The sequence below is a fragment of the Streptomyces lienomycini genome, from assembly GCF_027947595.1.
GTDB lineage: Bacteria > Actinomycetota > Actinomycetes > Streptomycetales > Streptomycetaceae > Streptomyces > Streptomyces lienomycini.
In genome coordinates, this window is the sequence record NZ_CP116257.1 from 2,203,048 (window position 1) to 2,219,166 (window position 16,119).

Sequence of the window (16,119 nt, forward strand, 5' to 3'; positions counted from 1 at the left end):
GCGGTGACGGCGTCACGGGCCGGGGAGCGGCCCGGTCGCGGTCCCCGGCCGGAGGTCGGTGGTGCGGTTCGGTACTCGGCGGACGGTCCGTCCGGGTCAGAGGCAGTCGATGAGTTCGTCCAGGGCGCGCACGCGCCGGGCGACGGGCCCCGGAGGGACGGTCGAGCGGGGCGCGTCGGTGAGCCAGACGGCGGGCAGTCCCGCGGCGTCGGCGGCGGCCAGGCCGGCGTAGGAGTCCTCGACGGCGAGGGGTCCGGCGGCCGGTTCCGCGGGGGCGCAGGCGCGCAGTGCGCCGAGGTAGGTGTCGGGGGCGGGCTTGGTCCGTACGCCGGGGCCCGCGCAGTGCACGGAGTGGAAGGCGGACCGGATGCCCAGCCTCCCGAGATGGCCCTCCACCCAGTCCCGGCAGTTGCCGGAGGCGACCGTGAGGCGGTGCCCCCGCTCCCGGCAGTGGGCGAGGAAGGGCCGGACCCCGGCCCGCGCTTCGAGGAGGTCGGCCCGGGCGCGGTTGCGCCGTTCGAACTCGGCCCACAGGGCCGTGGTGCGCCGCAGGCCCAGCGTGCCGGTCAGGCCGCGGCGCAGAGTGTCCCGGTCGAGCGTGCCGTCGGGACGGACGCTCAGTGTGCCGCGCGGCTCGAGCGAGGCCTCGCGCAGCAGTTGGCGCCAGACGTCGATACCGGTGCGTTCCGTGTCGAGCAGTACCCCGTCGAAGTCCAGGACGATCACCCGTCCTGTCGCCCCGACGCGTAAGTCCCGCGTCCTCACGATCGATTCCCCCGTCCCCCGTGCACGGCGAAGCCGACGGCCACACGGATGCGGCCGCCCTGCTCACCCTTTGGTCTGGACCATTGAACTCTAAGTGGCAACGTCCGGTACTTCAACAGGCTTTGGGGAACCGCGCCCCGCGCGGTCCGGGCGTCAGTCCGTGCCGGCCAGGATCTCCGCCGCCGCCGTCCCGGAGGCGGCGCTCGCGCCGTGGGTGAAGATCTGGGCCGTGGCGGAGGCGGTGGCGCCGGGCAGGCCCATCTCCACCACGATCGCGTCCGGGCGCGCGGTGGTCAGACCGGTCACGGCACGGTGCATCCAGGGGTGCCGGGCGGCGTCGCGGGCGACGATCACCAGCGGGCGCCCCGCGGCCGGTTCGAGGGCGCACTGCTCCAGCGCCACCGTCCCCTCCTCCAGTTCCCGCGCGCGCACCCGCACGGAGGTCGTGCCGGGCAGCCGCTCCCGCAGCGGGTCGGCCACGCCCCACGGGGTCTCCTTGCCGATGGCCATGTTGGTGACCGGGGCCAGCTCGACGACGTGCGGCGCGGTGGTCAGCGGCAGGGCGGCCCGGGCGGCACCGGTGACCCGCACGGCGCGACGCGCGGCGGCGTGACCGATGCCGTCCCCGGCCGGCTCCCCACCGCCCCCGGCCGCCCGGAGCCCGGCCGACCAGTGGGCGAACTCCCGTACCCGGCCCGCCGCCTCGGCCAGCCGCCGCTCCGGCAGCTCCCCGCCCTCCACCGCGGCGACCAGGGCCTTGACCAGCAGGGCGACGGTGGCCTCCTCGGCGCTCTCGCCGCCCACGCAGACGGCGTCCACCCCGGCGGCCACCGCCTTCACCGTGGCCCCGTCGATGCCGTACCGGCGGGTGACGGCGCCCATCTCGATCGCGTCGCTGACGATCAGGCCGTCGAAGCCCAACTCCTCGCGGAGCAGGCCCTGCAGGATGGGCCGGCTCAGCGTGGCCGGCAGGTCAGGGTCGTAGGCCGGCACCAGCAGGTGGCCGCTCATGACCGCGCGCACCCCGGCCGCGACGGCGGCCCGGAACGGGGGCAGTGCCTGGGCGGCGATCTCGTCCCGCCCGGCCGGGTAGGAGGGCAGGTCGTGGTGGGAGTCGACGGCGACGTCCCCGTGGCCGGGGAAGTGCTTGGCGCAGGCGGCGACGCCGGAGGACTGGAGCCCGCGGATCCAGGCGGTGGTGTGCCGCGCGACCACGTCGGGGTCCGAGCCGAAGGAGCGCACGCCGATGATCGGGTTGTCCGGGTTGGAGTTGACGTCGGCGCTCGGCGCGTAGTCGAGGCTCACTCCGGCGGTGCGCAGCTGCCGGCCGAGGTCGGCGGCGACGGCCTCGGTCAGCCCGGTGTCGTCGACGGTGCCGAGCGCGAGGTTGCCCGGCCGGGACGAGCCGGTGGCGGACTCGATGCGGGTGACGTCGCCCGCCTCCTCGTCGATCGCGACGATCAGGTCCGGGTTCTCGGCGCGCAGTCGTGCGGTCAGCCGGGCCACCTGCTCGGTGGAGACGATGTTGCGGGAGAAGAGCACGACGGAGGCCAGTCCGTCGCCGATGTCGCGCAGGATCCAGTCGGGGGCCTCGGTGCCCACGAAGCCCGGCTGCAGAACGGAGAGCGCGAGCCGACGCAACTCGCTGCTGTGCTTGCTGGAGGACATCGGCCGCGCCTTTCGGATGAGTTCTTGGTATAGACCAAGAGGGTGCGCGTTCAGGTTAACCACGCCTGTCAAGAGCGGCTTTCTCAACTCGGAAGTAACAACTGAGCTAGCCGGAACGGGTGTTGACACTTCCCTTGGTCTAGTCCATTGTGAGGCGCAAGTTCGGCGAGGGACGGATGCGACATCGGTCCCCGCGCCGGACACCTGCCGCGGCCGGGCTGCGAAGACCCCGCCGCGGTGACGACTTCCGTACGACGACTTCCGTGACGACCACCCCGGACGAGACGACCATTCCGGACGAGGGCGCGGACCGGGGCGACCCCCCGAGCGGGGCCACCCCCGAGCGGGGCGAACCCCCGGGCGGGGGAGCACCCCGTCCGTCCGAGCCGCCCCCGTCGCCCCGCTTCCGTGCCGCGAGCGGGCCCCGCTGCCACCACCGACCTCATGTGCGACGGCCCGACCACCGTCGTCCACACCGCCGTCGCCCGCACGGGGCTTCGGCGAGGATCTGGAGCACCACATGGCGACGCCCGATTCCTACCTCCACCGAGCCCCGTCGGACCTGCCCTACTTCAGCGCGGACGCCGACACCTACCTGGCCCGCACCCAGCTGCGCGACCTCACCAAGACACGCCCGCTGCGGGTGCTGTCCGAGGAGGACTTCGCCCACTGGCAGACGTACGGCTACGTCGTCGTGAAGGAGGCGGTACCCGCCGACTCCGCGCGCCGGCTGCTCGACTTCGCCTGGGAGTTCCAAGGGCTCGACCCCGAACGCCCCGACACCTGGTACCAGGACCGCGAGTACCGCTCCGACCTCGACCGGGAACTGCACATCTACGGCTTCGTCGAGGCCTACCAGCACCAGCTCATCTGGGACAGCCGCCAGGCGCAGCGCGTCTACGACGCCTTCGTCGACGTCTGGGACTGCGAGGAGCTGTGGGTCACCCTGGACCGGCTCAACCTCAACCCGCCCAACGTCGGCAACCGCGACCGCGCCCTGATCGACAAGCCCGACCGGGGCTTCGACATCGACCTGCACTGGGACGTCGACACCACCCTCGGTGTCCTGCCGCAGCGCGTCCAGGGCATCATCGCGCTCAACGACACCAAGCCCGACCACGGCGGCTTCCAGTGCTGCCCCGAACTGTTCCGCCGCTTCGACCGCTGGAAGGCCCTCCAGCCCGACGGCCGCGACCCGATCCGGCCCGCGATCGACCGCGAGGACATGCCCGTCGTACGGCCCGACCTGGAGGCCGGCGACCTGCTCATCTGGAACGGCCTGCTGGCCCACGGCGTCGCCCCCAACACCTCGGGCGAGGGCGTACGCGCGGTCCAGTACCTGTCGATGATGCCCGCGCTGGAAACCCACCGCACGCTGCGCGACTCCCGCGTCGACTCCTGGCGCACCCTGGCCACGCCCGACTGGAACGCCACCCTCCTCGGCGACGCCCACCGGCACGAGTCCGAACGCTACGGCCCCGCCGAACTGACCGGACTGGGCGCCAGACTGCTCGGCCTGCGGTCCTGGCACGCGGACGACGGCACCGCCGGTGACGGCACCGACGAGGCGACCGACGAGGCCACCGGGGACGCCGCATGCGCAGCATCTGCCTGACCCTTCCCACCAACCGGCCCTGCCCGGACACGATCACGGCGCTCGGCGAGGAAGCCGCCTACGCCGCCGACCACTTCGACATCGATGTCCACCTCCTGGTCCTCGACTCCTGCCCGCCCCCGGACCACGCCGCCCACGCCGCCGCCTTACGGCGCCTGCCGGCCCACCCCCGGATCACGGCGCACCACCTCGACGAGGCCGCCCAGCGCGACTTCCTCACCCGGGTGACGGCACGCTCGGGCAGCGCCAAGCCCGAGCTGCTGCTCGACCTGATGCTCCCCGACGGACTGTCCTACGGCGCCTGCACCAACCGCGCCTTCCTCATCGCGGCCGCCCTCGGCTGCGACTCCGTCCACCGCAGGGACTCCGACAGCCGCTACCAGCACCTGGACGGCCGTACGGTCTTCCCCGTCCACCACGAGCTGCGCACCCTCGGCGCACGCGCCGCCGACGCCGCCCGGCACGTCACCGAGTCGGACCTGCCGGACTCCCTGGGGGAGCGGCGGGTCGCCATGGTGGGCAGCTCCTTCGTGGGCGAACTCTCCGTCGACATCGCGCAGATACGGGACGCCGACCCCGGTGTCTACCGCGACGTCGTCTCCCTCTGGGCCCCCGAGCACTGGTCCGCCGACCAGAAGCGCGAGCTGGTCGAGGAGTCCTTCACGGGCGCGGGCACCGAACCCTTCTCCCGCGACCACGCCCTGCTGACGGTGGTCGACCCGATGCGCGTCGACATGTGCAACATCGCCTTCCACGGCCCGACGGTGAGCGAACGCGTACCGCTGCCGCCCGCCCGGGACACCATCGGCAGCGACTACTTCCTGATCCACCTGGTGCACGACGCCCGGCTGCCCGGCGTGCTCCACAACCGCAACATCGTCAACTACTACACCGGCGAACGCAGGACGGGACCCGGCTTCCTCGCCTACCAGACCCGCTTCGCCAAGTTCCTGCTGTCGATGCTCTACTTCCACTTCGTCTACGACCGCATGACCGAAGCCGGTGACGCGCTGCTGGACGAGCACGGCCGGGCCCGCCCCGCCGTCGTCGCCGCCCTGGCCCGCGAGAGCACCGGCCTCGACACCGCGGAGAACACCCGCCGGCTCGACGCCCTCGACACCGCCTACCGCCGGCTCGGCGGCGCCTACGCCGACGTCGCCGACCACCTGGCCGGGAGCCGTGCCCGCCTCCTCGACGAGGCACGCGGCGACATGGCGGACTTCGCCCTGCTGACCGAGGCGTGGGAGGCGATGGTGACCGCCGCCAAGGCCACCCCCGTCACCCCGGCCGCGGAGCGGTCCCGGTGAGCGCGGTGACGGGCGCGGACCTCAGCGAGCCCCTGGCCGCCGCCCTCGCCGCCGCCACCGACGACCGGCTCGTGTACGACCTGGCCGGCATCGAGGACCGCCACGACACACTGCGCCGCGAACTGCCCGGCGTCCAGGTGCGGTTCGCGATGAAGGCCTGCCCGGTCGACGAGGTCCTCGCGGCCCTGGCACGCCGGGGCGCCGGTGTCGACGCGGCGAGCCCCGGCGAGGTGGAACAGGCGCTGCGGGCCGGGGTGCCGGTGGGGCGCGCGCACTACGGCAACACCGTCAAGTCCGACCGGGACATCGCCGACGCGTACCGGCTCGGCATCCGCACCTTCGCCACCGACAGCGTCCAGGACGTGGCCGCCCTCGCCGTCCACGCACCCGGCGCCCGCGTGTTCTGCCGGGTGGCGACCGGCGGGGCCGGCGCGGTGTGGGGGCTGAGCAACAAGTTCGGCTGCCCGCCCGCCGACGCCGTCCGCGTGCTGGCGGCGGCCCGGGACGCCGGGCTGGTGCCGGCGGGCCTGTCCGTGCACGTCGGCTCCCAGCAGATGACGGGCGAGGCGTGGCACGGCGCCGTCGAGGACCTGGGCGAGGTCCTGCGCGCACTCGGCCGGCGCGGCATCCGCGTCGACCACGTCAACCTCGGCGGCGGCCTGCCCGCGCTCGGCTACCGCGACCGGCGCGGCAACCCCCTCGACCCACCGCTGGACAAGATCTTCGCGGTGATCCGGGAGGGCATGGACGAACTGCGCCGGATCCACGGCGGGCCCCTGGAGTTCGTCATCGAACCCGGACGGCACCTCGTCGCCGACCACGGGGCGATCCGCGCCCACGTCGCCCGCCTCACCGAGCGCCGCACGGCCGACGGCACGTCGCAGCACTGGCTGTACCTGAGCTGCGGCAAGTTCAACGGACTGTACGAGATGGACGCCCTGCAGTACCGGCTGGTCTTCCCGGGCCACACCGACGGCCCGCGGGTCCCCGCGGTCGTCGCCGGACCCACCTGCGACAGCGACGACGCCTACTCCCACGAGGAGGGCCTGGTCCCGGTGCCGAAGGCGCTGGCCTCGGGCGACCCGGTCTGGGTGCTGTCCTGCGGCGCCTACGCGACCAGCTACACGACCCGGGGCTTCAACGGCTTCGCGCCACTCCCGTACACCTGGGCGGGCCGCCCGGACGGGACCGGCGCCGATGGCTGAGACCGTGCGCGTACGCCCGCTCGCCGACGCGGACTGGGACGCCGTCGTGACCCTGGAACGGGACGCCTACACCGGCCTCGGCCTGTCGGAGGGCCGGGCCGCGCTGCAGTCGAGGGCGGCGGCGTCGCCGGACACCTGCTTCGTCGTGGACGTCGGCCCCCGCACCGCCGGCTACCTCCTCGCCCTGCCCTACCCGCCACGCAGCTACCCGGACCTGACCCGGACGGAGCACACCGGACCGAGGGCGCTCCCGGCCGAGCGGTGGGGCAACCTCCACCTGCACGACATCGTCGTGGCACCCGGACTGCGCCGCCGGGGACTGGCCCGGCACCTCCTGCACCACCTCACCGGCACCGCCAGGGCCCGCGGCGACGAACGGATCTCCCTGGTCGCCGTGGGCGGCACCGACCGGTTCTGGTCGGCCCGCGGCTTCGTCGCCCAGCCCGGCGTCGTGCCCGCCGGCGCCTACGGCGGCCGGGCCGTCTACATGTCCAAGCCGGTCCCGGCCCACCCGTCCCCGCCCGTCACCCTGCGCGAAGTGAGCTGATCCGCGTGTCCCGCCTCCACGACCCCTTCCTGCGCGGCCAGTTGGCGATCTCCGCGCTCTTCCTCTCCCTGGGCTTCCAGTACGCCACCTGGGCGGCCCGGATCCCGGCCATCAAGTCCGACCTGGACCTGAGCGCGGGCGAGGTGGGCGTGCTCCTGATGGCCGCGGGGGTCGGGTCGGCGGTGGCGTTCCCCGCGGTGGCCTACCTGATGCGCCGCCTGGGCTCGCGCCGCCTGGCCCTGCTCTCCCAACTCGGCCTGGCGCTCGCGCTGCCCGCCCTCTCGGCGGCCCCCAACTACCCGGTGGCCCTGCTGGTCATGTGCGCCGACGGCGTCCTGGTCGGCTGCCTCAACGTCGCCATGAACGCCCAGGGCGCGGCCCTGGAGACACGGTACGCACGCAACACGATGGCGAAGCTGCACGCCACGTTCAGCGCCGGATCGCTGCTCGCGGCCCTCCTCGCCTCCGGGGCGACCGCGGCGACCGACTCGGTCACCGCCCACTTCGGCGTCGCCGTCGTCCTCCTGGCCCTCCTGAACCTGACGGCCCGCACGGGCCTGCTCGGCGAGGACACCCCGGCCGAGGCCGCCGCCCCGGAACCGACCCACCGCCGCGCCCTCCCCTCCCGCCTGACCCTGTGGATGTGCTCCGCCATGGTCTTCGGCACGGTCGCCGAGGGTGCCATGAACGACTGGTCCGCCCTCTACCTCGAGGACGTCGCGAAGGCGTCGGCACACCTCGCGCCGCTCGGCATCGCCGTGGTGTCCGGAATGATGGTCGTCGCCCGCCTCTTCGCCGACGGCTGGCGTGCCCGCTGGGGCGACGGACGCGTCGTGCTCCTGGGCAGCGTCGTGGCCGGTACGGGTCTCGCCGCCGCCCTCGTCAGCGGCGGCGTCGCACCGGCACTCGGGGGCTTCGCCTGCATGGGCCTGGGCATCGCCGCCGTGACTCCCTGCGTCTACGCCGCCGCCGCCCGCCAGGGCTCGGACGCGCTGACCCTGGTCGCCGCCATGGGCACCACCGGCCTGCTGGCCGGCCCGCCCCTCATCGGCTTCATCGCCGGCGCCAGCAGCCTGGCCTGGGGCATGGGCGCCGTGGCCGCCTCGGCCGGCGCGGTCGCGCTGTGCGGCACCCGCATCCGCTGGACCCCGGCCCCCGTCGCGCCGAGCGAGGCGACCCCGGCCTGACCCCCGGAAGCCCGGCGCCCCGGCCCGGGCACCCCGCGCCCCACCGCTCACCACCCCGGCCGCGCCCGCCGCCCGAACAGCAGCCCGCGCGGCTCCGGCGGGGGCGGGGTGCCGCGCCGCAGCGGCCAGGCGATCAGCATGCCGACGACGAAGCCGACGACGTGGGCCACGTACGCCACCGTGCCCGCGTCCGAGACGGCGCCGCCGGACGAGTACACCGCCTGGAGCCCGAACCAGAAACCCAGCACGAGCCAGGCCGGCAACCGCAGCGGCAGGAAGATCAGGAAGGGGACCAGCACCCAGACGCGGGCCCTCGGATACAGCACCAGATAGGCGCCGAGCACCCCGGCGATCGCGCCCGACGCGCCGATCAGCGGGGCGCCCGAGTCGGCGTCGAGAAGGGCGAAACCGTAGGTCGCCGCGTAGCCGCAGACGCCGTAGAAGAGCAGGAAGCGCAGGTGGCCCATGCGGTCCTCGACGTTGTTGCCGAAGATCCACAGGAACAGCATGTTGCCCAGCAGGTGCAGCCAGCCGCCGTGCAGGAACATCGCCGTCAGGACGCTCAGCTCCGGCGACTTGTCGTAGCCGGGCGGCGCCACCACGCAGCCCGGCCCCCGCGGGCCGACCCCGGTGGCGCCCGTCGGCACCAGGTGCGGCATCCGGTGGTGGAGCAGTTCCTGCGGCACCGCCGCCCAGTGGTCCAGGAAGGCCTGGAGGTCGCACATCTGCGCGAGGCTGCCGTCGCCCGTCGCCGACCCGGTCGTGCCGGGGGTGAACAGGAACACCAGCACGTTCGCGAGGATCAGGGCGTACGTCACCCACGGGGTGCGGCGCGCGGGGTTCACGTCATGGACGGGGATGACCACGAGTCACTACTGCCCGCCCGGCGGACGGTGAATCGGTTCGCCCGTTGAACGCCCCCATCCGTGTGTACGTATGCCCTCTCAACCGTCCGCGGCCCGGGGAAGGCGGGGCGCGGGGACGACGTGAGGAAACAGGCGTTGAACGAAGGGGTCACACCGGCTCCCGCGCCGCACGCCCCGCCCGACGGAGAGGCCGAGGTCGCCCTCGTGCCGAGGCTGCCCTGGGAGGACGCCGCCCGGCTCGGTCAGGAGGCCGGGCGGCCGACCGCGCAGACGCTGCGGCCGGTCACCCTGGACGAGGCGGTGAGCACGCCGGGCCGTCGACCGCATCAACGGGACCGCGTGAACGGGCGAGGCCCCCAGCCCCGCCGCCCACGGGCCGTCAGCCCTGCCGCCGCACCGCCCCCGTCGCCTTGCGGGCCGCCACCAGCACCGGGTCCCACACCGGCGAGAAGGGCGGCGCGTACCCGAGGTCGAGGGCGGTCATCTGCTCCACCGTCATCCCGGCGGTGAGGGCCACCGCGGCGATGTCGACCCGCTTGCCCGCACCCTCGCGGCCCACGATCTGGACGCCGAGCAGCCGCCCGGTGCGCCGCTCGGCGAGCATCTTCACCGTCATGGGGGAGGCGCCCGGGTAGTAGCCCGCGCGGCTGGTGGACTCGACGGTCGCCGTCACGAACCGCAGCCCCGCCCGCAGCGCGTCCCGCTCCCGCAGGCCCGTCCGCGCGATCTCCAGGTCGCAGACCTTGCTGACCGCCGTGCCGACCACACCGGGGAAGGTGGCGTAGCCGCCGCCGACGTTGGTGCCGACGACCTGCCCGTGCTTGTTGGCGTGCGTACCGAGCGGGATGTGCCGCTCCTGGCCCGAGACCAGGTCGAGCACCTCCACGCAGTCGCCGCCCGCCCAGATGTTCTCGTGGCCGCGCACCCGCATGCCCAGGTCGGTCAGCAGCCCGCCGTGGGCGCCGAGCGGCAGCCCCGCGGCCTCGGCGAGCCCGGTCTCGGGCCGCACGCCGATGCCGAGCACCACCACGTCCGCCGGGAACTCGGCGTCCTGCGTGGCCACCGCACGGACCCGGCCGTCCTCCCCGGTCAGCACCTTGGTGACCTCGGCACCGTTCACCATGGTGACGCCGAGGCCCTCCATCGCCTCGCGCACCATGCGGCCCATGTCCGGGTCCAGGGTCGACATCGGCTCCCGGCCGCGGTTGACGACCGTCACCTCGTAGCCGCGGTTGATCAGCGCCTCGGCCATCTCCACACCGATGTAGCCCGCGCCGACGACCACCGCGCGACGGCCCCGCGTGCCTGCCAGCGTGTCGAGCAGCGCCTGCCCGTCGTCCAGCGTCTGCACCCCGTGCACGCCGGGCGCGTCGACGCCGGGCAGATCCGGCCGGATCGGCCGCGCCCCGGTCCCGATCACCAGCTTGTCGTACGACGTCCAGGACTCCGTCCCGGAATCGACGTCGCGCGCGCGGACCCGGCCCCCGGCCACGTCGATCTCCGTGACCTCGGTGCGCATCCTGAGGTCGATGTCGCGGGCGCGGTGCTCCTCGGGCGTGCGCGCGATCAACTGGTCCCGGTCGGTCACGTCGCCGCCGACCCAGTACGGGATGCCGCACGCCGAGAACGAACTGAAGTGACCGCGTTCGAACGCCACGATCTCCAGCTCGTCCGGGCCCTTCAACCGACGCGCCTGGGACGCCGCGGACATTCCCGCGGCGTCCCCGCCGACCACGACCAGCCGCTCTCTCTTCCCGTCCCCAGCACTCATGTTCATGCGAACACGCTACGGGGGCGGGACGTTCTCACTCGCCCGCGCCGGGTTCGTCGCCGTGCGGCGCCTCCCGCTGCCCGGCTTCGGGCACCGGCCGGGCCCGGGGCAGCGGAGCCGGCGCGGCCCCCGGCGGCGTCGGGGACACCGGCGCGGCTGCCGCACGGCGCGGCAGCCGGGGGCGTACGACCCGCAGCCACAGCAGCGCGAGCAGCGCGGCCACCGCGGCGAAGGGCAGCACGGCGCCGAGCACCACGGCCACCCAGCGCAGCATCGCCACGAAGGCGTCCCAGCCGCCGGCCAGCGCGTCCAGGAAGCCGGGATCCTCGTCCTTCTTCTCCTCGGCGTGCTTCACCGGCGTCTGGGACAGGGAGAGGGTGACGGTGGCCAGGCTGGTGCGGTCCTTCAGGGCCGCCTGCCGGGCGAGCAGCGCCTCCAGCTCCGCCTGCCGGGAGCTCAACTCGCCCTCCAGGTCCACCACGTCGCTCAGCCGCGTCGCCCGGTCCATCAGCTCCCGGACGCGGGCCACGCTCGCGCGCTGCGACTTCACGCGGCTGTCCACGTCCACCACCTGGTCGGTGACGTCCTCGGCCTTGGCGTCGCGGCTGAGCAGCTTCCCGGCGCCCTCCAGGTCGTCGAGGACGTCCTCGTAGCGTTCCACGGGCACGCGCAGCGTCACCTCGGTCCGCTCATGGCCCTCCGCGTCCCGGGTGGTGCTCTCGTCGCCGACGTAGCCGCCGGCGTTCTCGGTCGCGGTACGCGCCGCGTCGAGCGCCCTGGCCGTGTCCTTGACCTGAACGCTCAGGGAGACCGTGCGGATGATGTGGGCCGGGGCGAGCTTCGGCGGCGCGCTCGACCCGGTGCCGTCGGCCTGCCCCTCACCGGCCGCGCCGGCCCTGCCGTCGGCCTGCGAGCCCGCCGCCCGCGAGTCCTGCTGCGGCGCGGCGGCCTTGGCGTCGCCGCCCGCGTCGGAGCCGGCGTCCGACGCGCTGCACCCGGTGAGGGCGAGCGCCGTGACCAGCAGCAGGCCGGCCAGGGCGCGGGCGGGCGGCGCCGACCGCCGTACCGCCGCTCCTCGTGTCGTGGATCGTCCTGCCCGCATCGTGGGTCCCCCCGGGGTCGGTGACAACTGACGTCTCTACGACGCGCGAAGGGGCGCGGACGACGGCGCGGAACGGTTCCGAAGAGATCACGGTCCGGACTCGCGGGACCTGTGGGCCGGACCACGGGGCCACCCGGCCCCGGGTCCGGGCGGGCGGGGTCTGAGACGCTGGGGACATGAGCGCGAGTGAGACCCCGGCGGGCGAGTTCCCCGCGGACGGGGGACAGGGACATGTCGTTGTCGTGGGAGCCGGCATCGCCGGACTGGCCGCCGCCCACCGGCTGCTGGAGCGCGGCACCCGGGTGACCGTGCTGGAGGCGTCCGGCCGCGTCGGCGGCAAACTGCTGCCCGGCGAGATCGCCGGAGTGCGCGTCGACCTCGGCGCCGAGTCGATGCTGGCCCGCCGCCCCGAGGCCGTCGGTCTGGCCCGCGCGGCCGGACTCGCCGACCGCCTCCAGCCGCCGTCCACCGCGACGGCCTCCCTGTGGACCCGCGGCGTCCTGCGCCCCATGCCCAAGGGCCACGTCATGGGCGTCCCCGGCACCGCCGCCGCCCTGTCCGGCGTCCTCTCCGAGGAGGGCCTCGCCCGCATCGGGCGCGACGCCGAACTGCCTCCCACCGAGGTCGGCGACGACGTGGCCGTGGGCGAGTACGTCGCCGCGCGTCTGGGCCGCGAGGTCGTCGACCGGCTCGTCGAGCCCCTGCTGGGCGGCGTCTACGCGGGCGACGCCTACCGCATCTCCCTGCGCTCCGCCGTGCCCCAGCTCTTCGAGGCCGCCCGCACCCACACCTCGCTCACCGAGGCGGTCCGCACGCTCCAGGGCCGCACCGCCACCTCCCCGCCGAGCGGCCCGGTGTTCATGGGCATCGAGGGCGGCATCGGCACCCTCCCGCCCGCCGTCGCCGAGTCGGTGCGCGCGCGGGGCGGCGAGATCGTCACGCACGCGCCCGTCACCGAGCTGCGCCGCACGGCCTGCGACGGCTGGCGGATCGTCGCCGGCGACCGGACCCTGCACGCCGACGCGGTCGTCGTCGCCGTCCCCGCCGGTCCCGCCGCCGCACTGCTGCGCGCCGAGGCGCCCGCCGCCGCGGCCGAGCTGTCCGCGGTGGAGTACGCCTCGATGGCCCTGATCACCCTCGCCTACCGCCGCTCCGACGCCGCCGCCCTCCCCGAGGGCAGCGGCTTCCTGGTGCCGCCGGTCGACGGGCACACCATCAAGGCGTCCACCTTCGCCTCCCGCAAGTGGGGCTGGATCGCCGACGAGGACCCGGACCTGGTCGTCCTGCGCACCTCGGTGGGCCGGTACGGGGACACGGAGATCCTCGGCCGCGACGACGAGGGCCTCGTCGACGTCTCCCGGCACGACCTGGCGCAGGCCACCGGCCTGATCGCCGCCCCCGTCGCCACCCGCGTCACCCGCTGGCACGACGGCCTGCCGCAGTACCCCGTCGGCCACCACGCGCGCGTGGCCCGCGTCCGCGAGCACGTCGCGAGACTCCCCGGCCTCGCGGTGTGCGGCGCGGCCTACGACGGCGTCGGCATCCCGGCGAGCATCGCGAGCGCGTACGCCGCCGCCGACCTGATCCACGCAGACCCGCGAGGTGTGCAGGAACTCACCGGCCACCCGGTGGAGAGCCGCCACGGCGGAGCGGGAGAATAAGGGCATGAGTGACGACGCCACCACCCCCGCCGACCGGATCCCCAACAAGGGCAAGCTGGCCAAGGACCTCAACGAGGTCATCCGCTACACCCTCTGGTCCGTCTTCAAGCTCAAGGACGCGCTGCCCGAGGACCGCGCGGGCTACGCCGACGAGGTCCAGGAGCTGTTCGACCAGCTCGCCGCCAAGGACGTGACCGTCCGCGGCACCTACGACGTGTCCGGTCTGCGCGCCGACGCCGACCTCATGATCTGGTGGCACGCCGAGACCGCCGACCAGCTCCAGGAGGCGTACAACCTCTTCCGCCGCACCAGGCTGGGCCGTGCGCTGGAGCCGGTGTGGTCGAACATGGCGCTGCACCGCCCCGCCGAGTTCAACCGCTCGCACATCCCGGCCTTCCTCGCCGACGAGCAGCCCCGGAACTACGTCAGCGTCTACCCGTTCGTACGCTCGTACGACTGGTACCTGCTGCCCGACGAGGACCGCCGCCGCATGCTCGCCGACCACGGCAAGATGGCCCGCGGCTTCCCGGACGTCCGCGCCAACACGGTGCCCGCGTTCTCCCTCGGCGACTACGAGTGGGTCCTCGCCTTCGAGGCCGACGAACTGCACCGCATCGTCGACCTCATGCGCCACCTGCGCGGCTCCGAGGCCCGCATGCACGTCCGCGAGGAGATCCCGTTCTACACCGGGCGCCGCAAGGACGTCGCGGAGCTGGTGGCCGGGCTGGCCTAGTCAGGCCCTGGGCTCGGGTTCCGGGCGCGGGGCGCAGGAGGCGTCCCGCGCCGGGAGGCGGCCGTCCAGCAGGTACGCCTCCAGGTGGGCGTTGACGCAGGCGTTGGGGCCGCCGCCGATGCCGTGCGTCCCCGCGTCCCGCTCGGTCACCAGGACCGAGCCCGACAGGCGCCGCCGCAGCTCCAGCGCGCCGTCGTACGGGGTGGCCGCGTCGCGTTCGGCGGCCAGGATCAGCGTCGGCGGCAGCTCACCGGGCGCGGTGCGCACGTCCAGGGGCCGCTGCCGGGGCGCCCGCCAGTAGGCGCACGGCAGGTTCGTCCACACGTTGTCCCAGGTCTCGAAGGGCGCCCGGCGGGCCAGCCGGGTGTTGTCCCGGTCCCAGACCTCGAAGTCGGTCGGCCAGGGCGCGTCGTTGCACTCGACGGCCGTGTACACGGCGTTGGAGTTCTCGGCGGCGACCGCCCCCGCCTCGGTCCGGGTGCCCGCCTGGTCGATCAGCGGCTGCGGGTCGCCCTTCAGATAGGCCGACAGGGCCTCGGCGCGGTGCGGCCAGTAGTCGTCGTAGTACCCGGCCTTCAGCATCGCGCCCTGCAACTGCGCGGGCCCCACCGTCCCGCCTGCGGGCTCCGCGGCCAGCCGCTCGCTCGCCTCCTCGTAGGCGTCCTGCACCTTCCTCGGCCGGTCCCCGAGCCCGTAGACGGCGTCGTGCTCGGCGACCCACTCCTTGAAGTCGTCCCAGCGGTCCTCGAAGGCCTCCGACTGCTCCAGGTTGTTCCGGTACCAGACCTGTTCCGGATCCGGGTCCACCACCGCGTCGAACACCATCCGCCGTACGTGCGACGGGAACAGCTCGGCGTACAGCGCCCCGAGGTAGGTGCCGTACGACGCGCCCATGAACGTGAGCCGGCGTTCGCCCAGCGCCGCGCGGACGACCTCCAGGTCGCGGGCGTTGTTGAGGGAGTGGTAGTGCCGCAGCGCGTCCCCGCCCCGTTCCGCGCAGTCGTTCGCGTACGCCTCGGCCTCGGCGGCACGCTGCCTCTTGTACGCCTGCGAGGGCTGCGCTGGGGCGGGCCGGGGCCCCTTGAAGAAGTCGCCGGGGTCCTGGCAGGACAGCGGCGCGGAGGGCGCGACCCCGCGGGGGGCGTACCCGACGAGGTCGTAGGCCGCGGCGATCCGCTTCCACTCGGGCACCATGCCGACCAGCGGGAAGTACAGGCCCGAGGCGCCGGGGCCGCCCGGGTTGTAGAGGAGGGCGCCCTGGCCGGGGACTTCGCGGTCGCTGCCGTCGGGGTCCTCGTGGGTGGCCCGGACGCGGCTGACGGTGAGTTCGATCCGCTTCCCGTCGGGGTGCGCGTAGTCCAGGGGCACGGTGACCGTGCCGCAGCGGATGGCGCCCGGCAGGTCCTCCGCCTTCGGGCACCTGCCGAACTCGATCCCGGCCGCCGCCGCGCGCCCGGCGGCCACGGCGGTGCCGCGCGCCTCGGCGGAACCCGGCCCCTCGGACGGCGCCGCCCGGGCCGGGGCGACGGCGAGGGTGGTCAGCAGCAAGGACCCGGCGGCCGAGTGGAGGACGGCAGCTCGCATCGCGTATCCCTTCGGTGCACGGCGTGACACCAGGGATGCTCGGTGCGGCGGGCGGGCGGTACAAGCACCGCCCGCGGGTGTCGGCGCCGAGTGCCTCCATGCGCCCCC

The 16,119-nt window shown here is 74.4% G+C and carries 13 protein-coding genes; 7 read left to right on the top strand and 6 right to left on the bottom strand.

Annotated elements, in window-relative coordinates:
• Positions 1 to 96 precede the first annotated feature (96 nt).
• Complete coding sequence (locus BJ961_RS10010) at positions 97 to 726, bottom strand: HAD family hydrolase (protein ID WP_271320966.1); 630 nt, start codon at positions 724 to 726, stop codon at positions 97 to 99.
• A 192-nt stretch (positions 727 to 918) separates the two neighbouring features.
• Complete coding sequence (locus tag BJ961_RS10015) at positions 919 to 2,433, bottom strand: glycoside hydrolase family 3 protein (protein ID WP_271320967.1); 1,515 nt, start codon at positions 2,431 to 2,433, stop codon at positions 919 to 921.
• A gap of 520 nt (positions 2,434 to 2,953) precedes the next feature.
• Here BJ961_RS10015 and BJ961_RS10020 point away from each other — a divergent pair.
• The 5 genes from BJ961_RS10020 to BJ961_RS10040 are packed head-to-tail and all read left to right on the top strand — an operon-like array spanning position 2,954 to position 8,294.
• Entirely contained in the window at positions 2,954 to 4,048 is a 1,095-nt protein-coding gene (locus BJ961_RS10020; RefSeq protein ID WP_271320968.1) for a phytanoyl-CoA dioxygenase family protein, read from the top strand.
• Positions 4,030 to 5,355, top strand: a complete 1,326-nt coding sequence (locus BJ961_RS10025) for a DUF6271 family protein (RefSeq protein WP_271320969.1) — start codon at positions 4,030 to 4,032, stop codon at positions 5,353 to 5,355. The genes BJ961_RS10020 and BJ961_RS10025 overlap by 19 nt, the downstream gene beginning before the upstream one ends.
• Positions 5,352 to 6,560: a type III PLP-dependent enzyme gene (locus BJ961_RS10030; RefSeq protein WP_271320970.1), complete on the top strand. Its 1,209-nt coding sequence runs from the start codon at positions 5,352 to 5,354 to the stop codon at positions 6,558 to 6,560. Before BJ961_RS10025 ends, BJ961_RS10030 begins: the two co-directional genes overlap by 4 nt.
• Positions 6,553 to 7,107, top strand: coding sequence for a GNAT family N-acetyltransferase (locus tag BJ961_RS10035; RefSeq protein WP_271320971.1), 555 nt, complete (start codon positions 6,553 to 6,555; stop codon positions 7,105 to 7,107). The genes BJ961_RS10030 and BJ961_RS10035 overlap by 8 nt, the downstream gene beginning before the upstream one ends.
• Before the next feature lie 5 nt (positions 7,108 to 7,112).
• Positions 7,113 to 8,294 carry an MFS transporter gene (locus BJ961_RS10040; RefSeq protein ID WP_271320972.1) on the top strand — a complete coding sequence of 394 codons (1,182 nt, stop codon included), beginning with the start codon at positions 7,113 to 7,115 and terminating at the stop codon, positions 8,292 to 8,294.
• Between the two features lie 47 nt (positions 8,295 to 8,341).
• Here BJ961_RS10040 and BJ961_RS10045 read toward each other — a convergent pair whose 3' ends face one another.
• From BJ961_RS10045 to BJ961_RS10055, 3 genes are all read right to left on the bottom strand, one after another.
• Entirely contained in the window at positions 8,342 to 9,160 is an 819-nt protein-coding gene (locus BJ961_RS10045; RefSeq protein ID WP_271320973.1) for a rhomboid family intramembrane serine protease, read from the bottom strand.
• A gap of 379 nt (positions 9,161 to 9,539) precedes the next feature.
• The gene (locus BJ961_RS10050) at positions 9,540 to 10,937 is read right to left on the bottom strand and encodes an FAD-dependent oxidoreductase (RefSeq protein ID WP_271320974.1); all 1,398 of its coding nucleotides are present in this window, start codon (positions 10,935 to 10,937) and stop codon (positions 9,540 to 9,542) included.
• A 28-nt stretch (positions 10,938 to 10,965) separates the two neighbouring features.
• Positions 10,966 to 12,033: a DUF4349 domain-containing protein gene (locus BJ961_RS10055; protein ID WP_271320975.1), complete on the bottom strand. Its 1,068-nt coding sequence runs from the start codon at positions 12,031 to 12,033 to the stop codon at positions 10,966 to 10,968.
• Positions 12,034 to 12,209: 176 nt separating this feature from the next.
• On the opposite strand from BJ961_RS10055, the gene hemG reads away from it, so the two are divergent.
• Both hemG and hemQ read left to right on the top strand, forming a co-directional pair.
• A complete protein-coding gene (gene hemG, locus BJ961_RS10060) occupies positions 12,210 to 13,694 on the top strand; it encodes a protoporphyrinogen oxidase (protein WP_271320976.1) in 1,485 nt (494 codons plus the stop codon).
• A 4-nt stretch (positions 13,695 to 13,698) separates the two neighbouring features.
• Positions 13,699 to 14,427, top strand: coding sequence for a hydrogen peroxide-dependent heme synthase (hemQ, locus tag BJ961_RS10065; RefSeq protein ID WP_271320977.1), 729 nt, complete (start codon positions 13,699 to 13,701; stop codon positions 14,425 to 14,427).
• Here hemQ and BJ961_RS10070 read toward each other — a convergent pair whose 3' ends face one another.
• The gene (locus tag BJ961_RS10070) at positions 14,428 to 16,011 is read right to left on the bottom strand and encodes an alpha/beta hydrolase (RefSeq protein WP_271320978.1); all 1,584 of its coding nucleotides are present in this window, start codon (positions 16,009 to 16,011) and stop codon (positions 14,428 to 14,430) included. It abuts the gene before it with no gap.
• Positions 16,012 to 16,119: the final 108 nt, after the last annotated feature.